Genomic DNA, 11939 nt, shown 5'->3' on the forward strand with positions numbered 1-11939 from the left:
CCAAGGTCATTTGACCAAGATATACAATCTATGACTTTAATAGATTTTACCTATAAGCCAGTAGAGATTAGCCTTTCCAAGTTGTTCTGACCTCCCGGCTGGGTTAAAATATAGCTGAATTCAAATTAGGTACGCAGGAGGGATAAGCAACATGCAATATTCGTATTTGGGTAAATCAGGCCTCAAGGTCAGCCGAATCTGTCTCGGTACCATGAATTTCGGGCCTGCTACAGATGAAAAAGAAGCTTTTCGCATTATGGACGCAGCACTCGATGCAGGAGTGAACTTTTTTGATACCGCTAACATCTACGGTTGGGGTGAGAATTCCGGTCTTACCGAAGAAATTATCGGACGCTGGTTCAACCAGGGTGGGGGCAGACGTGAAAAAGTAGTTCTGGCCACCAAAGTCTATGGCTCCATGCATGATGATACAGATGGCCCCAACAACGAAGCTGGCCTCTCCGCTTACAAAATCAGACGGCATCTCGAGGGTTCCCTCCGCCGCTTACAGACCGATCATATCGAGCTATACCAGATGCATCATGTAGACCCTGCCATATCGTGGGACGAGCTGTGGGGTTCGTTCGAGAATGCCGTTCATCAGGGTAAAATCGGTTATGTAGGATCAAGTAACTTTGCTGCATGGCAGATTGCAATCGCTCAAAGCGAAGCCAAGAATCGTCATTTCCTCGGCCTGGTTTCCGAACAACATAAATATAGTCTCAACTGTCGTTTGCCCGAGTTGGAAGTACTGCCCGCTGCCAAAGAGCTGGGCCTCGGCGTCATTCCATGGAGTCCACTGGATGGTGGTTTATTGGGACGTAACGCTCTGCAGAAGCTGGAAGGAACACGCAGCGGGGGCATCGCTGGACGGATCGAGCAGCAGCAAACTCAGCTTGAAGACTTTGCCGCACTGTGTCGTGATCTCGGTGAACCACAGGATACAGTGGCTTTGGCATGGGTTGCAGCCAATCCGGCAGTGACCGCCCCGATTATCGGACCGCGTACGCTGGAGCAGTTTGAGACCGCACTCAAATGTCTGGACGTGACTTTGGATGAAGCGGTGCTCAAACGTCTGGATGAGATTTTCCCAGGTCCAGGTGGACATGCACCTAATGCTTATGCGTGGTAACAGCTTGATAGCTTAAGCCGATACAATAGGTAAGCTTAGAAAATGTAATGTGTTTTACTGCCATAATTATATAATTACAAGCAAAAGAGTCTGACCCTCCACAGGAGAGTCAGACTCTTTACGTACCTCACTAAACGTAACAATGCAAGCCGAAACGATCTACTAAATCAATTAAATTAAAGATTGATTATTCTAGCAGCATACATGTGTCTCGGCTTATAGTTCAGTTCAATGAAGGGTTGTGCTTGCTGCACTGGAATGGAGCCTACAGATTCACATTTACACGATTTGTGTATGTCTTGCGTTTCTCAATTAATTGATTCAGACCGTCCACATAGGCACGTGCACTTGCACCCAATATATCTGTGCTTACACCACGTCCTTGTACCGAAACCTGATTTTGAGTCAGCACAACATGTACTTCACCCAATGCATCCTTACCATGTGTTACCGATTTGATCGAATAGTCAGACAACGTTACGTCTTCCCCACTCACTTGGTCAATCGCATTGTAGATTGCATCTACCGATCCATTACCCTCTGCTTGCTTCTCAACCGTATCCCCGTCAAGCGTCGCAATGCGGACTTTGGCTGTGGGTACCGATTCATCTCCGTACGTAACAAAGATCGATTCCAGTTTATACACCTCAGGTGCATCCTGCAATTTCTCTTCAATCACGGCAAGCAGATCTTCGTCAGTAACTTCTTTCTTCTTATCAGCCAGTTCTTTGAACTGGGCAAAAGCCCGATTCAATGCTTCTTCGTCCAGCTCATATCCCAGATCAATCAACCGCTCACGGAAGGCATGACGACCAGAATGTTTACCCAGTACAAGCTTGCTTTCCTTCAGACCGATAGACTCTGGCGTCATAATCTCATACGTTGTTTTTTCCTTCAGCATGCCGTCCTGGTGAATTCCGGATTCATGTGCGAAGGCGTTTGCCCCAACAATGGCTTTGTTTCCTGGCACAACCATACCTGTCAAACGGCTAACCAAACGACTGGTCCGTGCAATCTCAGACAACTGCAGTGAAGTTTTCGCCTGGAAAAACTCCTGACGTGTCTCCAGCGCCATAGCAATTTCCTCGATCGCCGTGTTGCCTGCACGTTCACCAATGCCATTGATCGTACCTTCGATCTGATCGGCTCCGTTGAGAATAGCTGCAAGTGTATTGGCGGTCGCCATACCCAGGTCATTATGACAGTGGGCACTCAGCTGTACCTTTTCAATACCGTGCACATTCTCCTTGAGATGTTTGAAAATGTTTCCGTATTCATATGGGCTCAGGTAACCAACCGTATCCGGAATATTCACAACGGCTGCACCTTCTTCAACAGCCATATTCACCATTTCCACGAGGAAATCATACTCGGTACGACCTGCATCCTCAAGTGAGAATTCAATCTTCGAGAATGTTTTCTTTGCATAACGAATCGCGGAACGAGCTGTATCCAGTACCTGCGCTTTGTCCATGCGCAATTTATGTTGGCGGTGAATAGGCGAAGTTGCCAGAAAAACGTGTATGCACGGGTCCTGCGCACCTTTAAGTGCTTCCTTAACCGCATCAATGTCTTGCTCTCTGGAACGGGACAGGCCAATTACGGTCACATTTTTGACCGCATTTGCTACTGCATTGACAGCTGCCAGATCACCTGGAGATGCCGCCGGGAAACCCGCTTCCATCCGGTCAATGCCAAGCCGCTCGAGCTGATGGGCAATTTCCACCTTTTCACGAGTGTTCAGATTGACTCCCGGGGATTGCTCTCCATCACGCAGCGTTGTGTCAAATACATAGATTTTACGCACGCTTCGCACCTCCTGTACTTGTTATTATATGTTTCTCTGAACCAGCAATAGCGGCTCACGCATAAGCACGGCCGCTATTCCCAGTTAAAGCTCTAAGTTTACTTGAATACCTAAAAGTGCATGTTCTAGAAGTTAATGCTTACTTCTTGATCCAGTGCATCATCTCACGCAATTGTCCGCCAACCACTTCGATTGGGTGTTCAGCTTCGTTACGACGAGTTGCTGTCAAGAATGCACGTCCGGATTGGTTTTCCAGAATGAAGTCGCGTGCAAATTTACCTTGTTGGATATCTGTCAGGACTTCTTTCATTGCTTTCTTCGTATCTTCAGTTACAACGCGAGGTCCAGTTACATAGTCACCGTACTCAGCTGTGTTACTGATGGAATCACGCATGCTTGAAAGTCCGCCTTCATACATCATGTCAACGATCAGCTTCAGTTCGTGCAGACATTCGAAGTATGCCATTTCAGGAGCGTAACCCGCTTCTGTCAATGTTTCGAATCCAGCTTTTACCAATGCACTCACACCACCACACAGAACAGCTTGCTCACCGAACAGATCTGTTTCTGTTTCTTCACGGAAGGAAGTTTCGATAACCCCTGCGCGTGTACAACCGATACCTTTAGCATAAGCCAAACCGATTTCTTTAGCTTTACCCGTTGCATCTTGCTCAATCGCGATCAGGCCCGGTACACCAAAACCTTCCACATAAGTACGACGTACCATGTGACCAGGGGACTTAGGAGCTACCAGCAATACATCGCTGTTTTTTGGAGCAACGATTTGACCGAAATGAACGTTGAAACCGTGTGAGAAGAGCAATGCAGCGCCTTCTTTCAGGTTTGGTTCGATTTCATTTTTGTATACAGAAGCTTGAGTTTCGTCTGGCAACAAGATTTGAACTACATCTGCGCGGCTTGTTGCTTCTGCCGGGGACAGAACTTCAAATCCGTCATTTTTTGCAGTGTCGAAGGATTTACCTTCACGAAGTCCGATGACTACGTTCAATCCGCTATCACGAAGGTTTTGAGCTTGGGCGTGGCCCTGGCTACCATAACCGATTACCGCGATCGTTTTTCCTTTCAATACGTTAAGCTCTGCATCTTGTTCATAATAAGTAGTTACTGGCATGTTTATAAGTCCTCCTTTGTATTGTAAAGAACCCTTCATTAATGAGCGGGTGTCTCAAGGGACCGACTCGCTTGGAGTGTCAAAAGCCTCTCTGGTCTGAACCGATCCGTTCAGACACCCGCCCATTAATGCGGGAATGTAGCTATATTTTCAAGCGTTACATCACTAAAATGTTAAATTACAACTGTTAAGGGACTGACACTCACATAAGATCAACTGTATATGTTAGCTAACCGTCGTCCCTCTTCATTCATTATAGCTTTATACGTTGCCGCGTACCAATGCAGTTATGCCTGTACGGGACAATTCGCGAATGCCATATGGCTTGAGCAATTCAATCATAGCATCAATTTTGTCCGTATCTCCGACTACCTGCACAATCAGGCTGCCTGGACCAACATCTACAACAGATGCGCGGAATGTTTCTACCACACCCAGAATTTCAGGACGCTCGGAAGGCTCTGCTTTCACTTTAATCAGGGCGAGTTCACGGGCTACCATCGGTTTCAGGCTGAAATCAACCACTTTAATGACATCGATGATTTTGTATAATTGTTTCTCAATCTGCTCCAGCGTTTTATCGTCACCAATGGTGACAATAACCATCCGGGAGAGTCCAGGTTCTTCCGATTGACCTACTGTAATACTCTCAATGTTAAATCCGCGTCGACCGAACAACCCTGATACCCGCTGAAGGACGCCAGGCTGATCGTTTACCAGTATCGAGATCGTATGTCTTATCATTCGTCAGCATCCCCCATCAGCATTTGATCAATTGTCGCTCCTTGCGGAACCATTGGATATACATTTTCTTCCTTGCGTACTACGAATTCAACAACGACCGGTCCTGGTGTATCCAAGGCTTCCTGCCAAGCACGCTGGGCTTCTTCCTTGTTGGTTGCACGCAAACCTTTTACGCCATAAGCTTCAGCCAGTTTTACAAAATCCGGACTTCCTGCCAGATCAATATGGCTGTAACGGTTCTCATAGATGATCTCTTGCCATTGGCGAACCATTCCGAGTACCTGATTGTTAATGATCACAATTTTTACCGGTATATTGTTAATGGCACAGATCGCGAGTTCTTGGGAACACATCTGCATTCCGCCGTCACCGTTAATGGAGATAACGAGTCTGTCCGGATTGGCCATCTGAGCACCTATGGCAGAAGGGAATCCAAAGCCCATCGTTCCAAGACCACCCGAAGTTACCCATGAACGCGGTTGATTAAATTTATAATATTGTGCTGCCCACATCTGATGTTGTCCCACATCCGTAGTTACAATTGCTTCACCTTTGGTTGTATCATTCAGCATTTCAACAACCCACTGGGGTTTCAGCACTTCGTCTGAATCCGTATAGCTGTAAGGTTTCTCTTGTTTCCACTGTTTGATCTGGTCTCTCCATGCATCTGCACGCTCTGCACGTCCAACTTCTTTGTTGGCTATTTCCAGTACGGTCTTCACATCACCAACGATTGGAATATCGGTTGCAATGTTTTTACCAATCTCAGCCGGATCAATATCGATATGAACGATTTTGGCATGTGGAGCGAATCCATCCAGCTTGCCTGTTACCCGATCATCGAATCGAGCGCCGATATTAATCAGCAGGTCCGCTTTTTGAATAGCCTGATTGGAAGTGTACGTTCCGTGCATACCTGGCATACCCGTCCATAATTCATGACCGCTTGGGAAAGCGCCTAGACCAAGGAGAGTAGTCGTAATTGGAATGCCTGTCTTCTCAACAAACTCGAACAGTTCTTCATGTCCTCCCGAGTATACCACACCGCCACCAGCGAGAATCATAGGACGTTCTGCTTCCTGAATGGCTTGGGCCAAACGGTCAACCTGCAGTTTGTTTGGTACTGTCCGTGGATTGTACCCTCTCAATATAACAGGTTCAGTTGTTGGTTCAAACAATGTTTTGTTCGCTGATACATCTTTCGGGATGTCGATCAGTACAGGACCTTTACGACCGGTATTGGCAATATGGAATGCCTCATGAATTACGCTGGACAGATCTTTTACATCTTTCACCAGGTAACTGTGTTTAGTGATTGGCATTGTAATCCCGGTAATATCCGCTTCCTGGAAAGCATCTGAACCGATCAGGCTCGAAATAACGTTCCCCGTAATGACTACGAGTGGTACTGAATCCATATACGCGGTTGCAATACCCGTAACCAGATTCGTTGCTCCTGGACCGGAAGTAGCGATGCAGACACCAACTTTGCCGCTGGCACGTGCATATCCGTCAGCTGCATGTATTGCACCTTGTTCGTGACGAGTGAGAACGTGTTTGAAATCCTCGAAACCATACATCGCATCGTAAATGTACAACACTGCGCCGCCCGGGTAACCAAATACGCACTCGACACCTTCAAGTAACAAACTTCTCAGCAGAATTTCGGATCCGCTAATGACCTCCGGCTTCATCCATTTTTCACGTAATTCATCTGTTGACCGTACTTCTGGAATTTGAGCTCCCATCAGTCATCCTCCTCTCGAAATTTACACCATTCTGACATTTAAAGTTACAAAAAAAACCTTCCATCCCTGCAAACAAGTTCATGCTTGCGAGGGACGAAAGGTTATCGCTTCCGTGGTACCACCCAACTTTGCCCGAAATTTCGCAATAACGGACCTTACCAGGTACAACAAAACGAATAGCTCAAACGAACATAGTCGTTTCCCATACCTGTTGTCTGTAACGCAGACATACGATTTTCCCTAATACGCGAAAGGAGTGACATCCAGTGCTTTTCAGGAAAACAGCTCCGAGGTGAGCTCGTATATAAGGGATAATGGTGGTGGTTTCAGCAATTCCAGCCACTCTCTGAGCAAAAGAGCCCTTAAAACTTCGTCCTCTTCATAGCCGATGAAATATTCTCGTTAAATGTTAGGAACATTATATGATTCCTCCAACCGATAAGTCAATACCTGTTTTGCATAAAAATTCAGAGAACCTTCCTTCCTCCCTCTTCAGCCTATAAGGTTGCCCTAATCCCAGCGCTTCATTCAGTCACCTTTTATCTTGCTTCGGGCATAGGATATACGAGCAGCACGACTGGTCCTGAAAGGAGGCTCCGCATGGTGATTCGGCAACGCACATCCAAGCTGGATGATGGCGCCATCATGAAGCTGATTGACACTCAACTTGTTCCTTTATCCCATATGAGCGAAAAGGAAATTAATAAAATCCGCAAAGAAATACCCCTGCGAATGAACAGGGGCATGACCTTTGTTGTCTCGCCGGAGCCAGACAAAGCTGCTGTGGCATTCATCCATTTTCTCATGCATGGGGAATTGCTCTATGTCGATATGATGGCCGTTAGTCCGAAAGAACAACGCAAACGTTACGGGCAAACTTTGTTGCTCAAAGCAGAAAGCTTTGCGGCATCTCGAGGTTGTCGAAGATCTAAAGTGATGGTGGATGAGGGCAACACCAAAGGGCTTCAATTTTATCAAAAAAATGGATACAGCGCGATTCGATACATCATGATCAGCCGCTGCTACGAATTGGAAAAGACATTATAGAATGTCCTAGAAAAATCCTGGCGGACGTGGACCTGGACCATAAGGGCCGAATCCAGGACCAGGTCCATATCCCCCACCAGGTCCTCCAGATCCATATCCCGGTCCGTAGCCTGGACCATATCCAGGGCCTGGTTTTGGTCCAGGTCCATATCCGGGACCGAAGCCGGGACCACCTCCATAAGCATAAGGCAGTGTGGCAATAGCGAGCAGATCAAACAATACCAGTGGCAGAATCGCTTTTGTACGTACTTTTTTGCCATTCAGACGCTTCAGTACCAGTTTGTTGCCCGAGACTTTCAACAGCTTTCCCGTAACCCGAGTGCCGTCTTTTTTGATTGCAACAATATTTTTGCCTATTAATTTCATCGCTTCATCACGCGTAACTTGTTGTTTCATACTTTCCCCTCCTCCTCGGATCGTTCAAAACAGTGTATTCGTCCATCACTGAATTCGCCTGTTTCTTTGTCCCTACCTGAAAATATGGGTATCTGCATGAGAACCAAAGTAAACGTTAAAAAGTAGCTTGGCAACGCTCAAGAAAACAAAAAAGGCCCGCACAAGGCGGACCCTTTTATCAAGCTTTGGGATAGTAAATTGAATTGCAAGTTTACCTTTTACCCGGATCATACGCTTCACCGAGTGCAGACGGAGCCGAAGAACGTCCAACCGCTGCAACGAGAACGATGATGGTAAGCAGGTAAGGCAACATAAAAATAATTTCCTGGGGAATACTTTGTGACCATTCAAACAACTGCACATAGTTTCGGATTGCTTGTGAGAATCCAAAGAAGACAGCCGCACCAAACGCACCAATCGGATTCCACTTACCAAAGATCATAGCTGCAATGGCAATATAACCTTGACCGGAAACCGTATTGTGTGAGAATGTACCCGTAGTCGTCAACGTGATTGCAGCACCACCAATGGCCGCAAGCGCACCACTGATCATAACGCCAACGTAGCGATAACGACGTACTTTAACACCAACTGTATCAGCCGCGCTTGGATGTTCACCTACAGAACGAAGGCGCAGACCAAATGGCGTTTTAAACATAATGTAATACGTCAGGAATACAAACAGAATGGCCAGATATGTCGTTGGATATACGTTCTTGAAGAAGGCTTCTCCAAGCAAAGGAATGTCTTTCAAGAATGGCACATCAAACTTGTTGAAGCCTTGAACCAACGGTGAATCACCAGAACCTTCGAACAACAGTTTAACCAAGTACAACGTACTTCCTGCTGCCAAAAAGTTAATGACAATACCACTGATAATCTGGTCTGCCTTAAATGTGATAGACGCAACGGCATGAATCAACGATACCAGTATGCCCAATACAATCGCAAGCAGAACCCCCATCCAGGCCGACGTCGTTCCGCCCATACCCGCTTCTTGAGCATAATGCGCCCCGATACCAGCTGCAAAGGCACCGAAGACCATAAAACCTTCAAGTCCAAGATTCGTTACCCCTGATTTTTCCGAAAAAATTCCGCCGAGTGATGCAAAAATCAATGCCGTAGCAAAGACAAGCGTCGTATTGATAATTTGCCCAATTGTCAACAAGTCCATCTACAACACCTTCTCTTTCTTACGCTTCGAATAGAACGGTTTAAGTATCCAGCGCACGATGCCTTGTGCCGCAATGAAGAAGATAATCGAACCGATCACAATCCGAATAATCTCAGGCGGAACATCCGCAGCAAAACTCATACCTGCAGATCCGTACGTGAGGGTACCAAACAACACTGCCCCCAATAACACCCCAAACGGATGATTCAAACCAATCAGGGCAACCGCAATTCCGTCAAAGCCTGTTCCCGGTGAACCCGACATTACGGTTTGGTATTGGAACACACCAAGAACCTGGAAGGCACCACCAAGACCGGCAAGCATACCACTGATAAACATCGCTTTTACGATATTCCGGTTAACATGCATACCTGCATATTCAGCCGCATTAGGGTTGTAACCTACCGCGCGGATTTCATAACCTTGTTTTGTTTTCCACATATAGATATAAAAGAGCACAGCCATCACAAGGGCAATTAACGTCCCCATGTGTACACGGGAATTGCCCATCAGTTCAGAGAGCCATGTCAAACTAATCGAAGCCGATTCGCTGATATCCACGGAACGATTCTCGCCCTTCAACAGTAAGAATTGGCGTACGATAAGGTTCGCCAGATACAGACCAATCCAGTTCAACATGATACTACTGATAACTTCATTGACCCCACGTGCCGCCTTCAGATAACCAGCAATAGCGGCCCACAGACCACCAAATAATGCACCGGCAATCAAAGCCAGTGGCGCATGAAGGTAGATCGGCAAACCTGCAAACTTAACACCAACAAATGTTGCAGCGGTCATACCAACGAGAAATTGACCTTCTCCCCCGATGTTAAACAACCCTGCACGTGATGCAAATGCAAATGCAAGTCCAGTCATAATTAGTGGTGTCATTTCCCGTACGGCTTCACCAAAGTTGTACATGTCGCCAAATACCTTGGTGAACAATGCACCATAGGCTTCGATTGGATTGTAACCACCGATCAGCATGACAACCCCACCGAGAATCAGACCCATAATAATCGCGACTACAGGCAAAATAAATGAATCTCGGGTAAACCATTTCAATACGTTATTCATGCGCAGTACCTCTCTTTTGGGTGCTGCCCGCCATCATCAAGCCGAGCTCCCTGTCATTGGTTTCTTCCGGCAGCACCTCGCCAACGATCTGTCCTTCATAAATAACAGCAATTCGGTCAGATACATTGATAATCTCATCAAGCTCAAATGAAATTAGCAGAACAGCCTTCCCTTGATCGCGCTGTGCAATCAGTTGCTTTTGCACGAACTCAATAGCCCCTACATCCAAACCACGTGTTGGTTGCGCAGCGATAAGCAGTTCAGGGTTTTTATCTACCTCACGGGCGATAATGGCCTTTTGCTGGTTTCCTCCGGACAAGGACCGAGCTTTGGTCTCAATGCTTGGTGTACGCACGTCAAAAGCCTCAACAAGCCGCTTCGCCTGCTGTTTGATGGCATCGAAGTTAAGGAACCCTTTACGGGTGTATGGTGCTTTATAATACGATTCCAGAACGATATTTTCACTCACTGAAAAATCAAGTACAAGTCCGTGTTTATGTCGATCTTCCGGGATGTGGGCTACACCCGACTCCGAGATATGGCGCGGAGAATGATTGGACAGCTCCTTGCCCTCCAAAAGAATCGAACCGCTCTCTACTTTACGAAGTCCGGTAAGAGCTTCAATCAGTTCACTTTGACCGTTACCATCCACGCCTGCAATTCCAACAATTTCTCCAGCACGTACGTTCAGGTTAAGTTGGTTCAGTACTGCAATACCTTCTTTATTCTTGGCGGTTAATTTGCTGACTTCAAGCACATTCGCTCCTGGTGTAGCCGGCTTTTTATCTACTTTGAACGTGACATTCCGCCCCACCATTTTCTCTGCCAGCTCATTTGGATTGGTTTCCGATGTTTTAACCGAATCAATGACTTTACCCCGACGGATAATCGTTACCGTATCGGAAATTTCCATGATCTCTTTAAGTTTGTGCGTGATCAAAATAATGGACTTTCCTTCAGCTACAAGTTTCTTCATGATGATCATCAGTTCTTTGATTTCTTGAGGAGTCAATACGGCTGTAGGCTCGTCAAAAATAAGAATGTCCGCACCGCGATACAAGGTCTTAACAATCTCCACGCGCTGCTGCATTCCGACAGAGATATCATGAATCTTGGCATGAGGATTCACTTTCAGTCCATACTGTTCGGATAGACGCTGTACTTCAGCGGCTGCTTTTTTATAATTAATATTGAGACCCTTCGTTGGTTCAGATCCCAAAATAATGTTCTCTGTTACCGTGAACGGCTGTACAAGCTTAAAGTGCTGATGCACCATGCCGATGCCAAGATCGATCGCTCGGTTAGGGCTGTCGATGATGACAGGCTTGCCATTCACTTCAATGGAACCTTCATCTGGCTGATAGAGACCAAATACAATATTCATCAACGTTGACTTACCAGCGCCGTTTTCGCCCAGTAGCGCATGGATCTCGCCTTTACGAAGCTGAAGGCTGATGGCGTCGTTGGCAACAATGCCTGGGAAACGCTTCGTAATTTGTTTTAACTCAACGACGGGGGTTGCTGCACCCATGTAATCACCCTTATAACTGATATAGTGTGGTTCCGCAAACGTAAAAAAAACGTCTATCGACGTACTTTCAAAGAAGACAGACCGCGCTTAGCTGAAGTTTTTCTTGCGATAATCGAATGGTTCAGCTATTAAGAACATATCAATTCCA

General features: G+C 46.4%; 10 protein-coding genes. 2 read left to right on the plus strand and 8 right to left on the minus strand.

Going from position 1 to position 11939, the window contains the following annotated elements:
* Positions 1-151 precede the first annotated feature (151 nt).
* Entirely contained in the window at positions 152-1132 is a 981-nt protein-coding gene (locus FE296_RS09440) for an aldo/keto reductase (protein ID WP_036669756.1), read from the plus strand.
* Positions 1133-1397: 265 nt separating this feature from the next.
* On the opposite strand, the gene FE296_RS09445 is transcribed toward FE296_RS09440, so the two are convergent.
* The 4 genes from FE296_RS09445 to ilvB form a co-directional block, all read right to left on the minus strand.
* The gene (locus FE296_RS09445; protein ID WP_150364820.1) at positions 1398-2939 is read right to left on the minus strand and encodes a 2-isopropylmalate synthase; all 1542 of its coding nucleotides are present in this window, start codon (positions 2937-2939) and stop codon (positions 1398-1400) included.
* A 139-nt stretch (positions 2940-3078) separates the two neighbouring features.
* Positions 3079-4071, minus strand: coding sequence for a ketol-acid reductoisomerase (gene ilvC / locus FE296_RS09450; RefSeq protein WP_036669754.1), 993 nt, complete (start codon positions 4069-4071; stop codon positions 3079-3081).
* 261 nt (positions 4072-4332) lie between these two features.
* A complete protein-coding gene (gene ilvN / locus FE296_RS09455) occupies positions 4333-4815 on the minus strand; it encodes an acetolactate synthase small subunit (protein ID WP_024628317.1) in 483 nt (160 codons plus the stop codon).
* Positions 4812-6563, minus strand: a complete 1752-nt coding sequence (gene ilvB, locus FE296_RS09460; protein WP_091032851.1) for a biosynthetic-type acetolactate synthase large subunit — start codon at positions 6561-6563, stop codon at positions 4812-4814. The genes ilvN and ilvB overlap by 4 nt, the downstream gene beginning before the upstream one ends.
* Positions 6564-7166: 603 nt before the next feature.
* On the opposite strand from ilvB, the gene FE296_RS09465 reads away from it, so the two are divergent.
* Positions 7167-7610 carry a GNAT family N-acetyltransferase gene (locus tag FE296_RS09465; protein WP_237176231.1) on the plus strand — a complete coding sequence of 148 codons (444 nt, stop codon included), beginning with the start codon at positions 7167-7169 and terminating at the stop codon, positions 7608-7610.
* Between the two features lie 6 nt (positions 7611-7616).
* Here FE296_RS09465 and FE296_RS32685 read toward each other — a convergent pair whose 3' ends face one another.
* The 4 genes from FE296_RS32685 to FE296_RS09485 all read right to left on the minus strand — a co-directional run bounded on the left by FE296_RS32685 (position 7617) and on the right by FE296_RS09485 (position 11791).
* Positions 7617-8006, minus strand: a complete 390-nt coding sequence (locus tag FE296_RS32685) for a hypothetical protein (RefSeq protein WP_190945115.1) — start codon at positions 8004-8006, stop codon at positions 7617-7619.
* A gap of 211 nt (positions 8007-8217) precedes the next feature.
* On the minus strand, positions 8218-9180 hold the full coding sequence (locus FE296_RS09475) for an ABC transporter permease (RefSeq protein ID WP_150364821.1): 963 nt from the start codon (positions 9178-9180) through the stop codon (positions 8218-8220).
* Positions 9181-10260 (minus strand): ABC transporter permease, encoded by a 1080-nt coding sequence (locus tag FE296_RS09480; protein WP_036610168.1) that lies wholly within the window; start codon positions 10258-10260, stop codon positions 9181-9183.
* On the minus strand, positions 10253-11791 hold the full coding sequence (locus FE296_RS09485; protein ID WP_124115488.1) for an ABC transporter ATP-binding protein: 1539 nt from the start codon (positions 11789-11791) through the stop codon (positions 10253-10255). The genes FE296_RS09480 and FE296_RS09485 overlap by 8 nt, the downstream gene beginning before the upstream one ends.
* Positions 11792-11939 lie beyond the last annotated feature (148 nt).

The organism is Paenibacillus sp. UASWS1643, assembly GCF_008693195.1.
Taxonomy (GTDB): Bacteria; Bacillota; Bacilli; order Paenibacillales; family Paenibacillaceae; genus Paenibacillus; species Paenibacillus amylolyticus_B.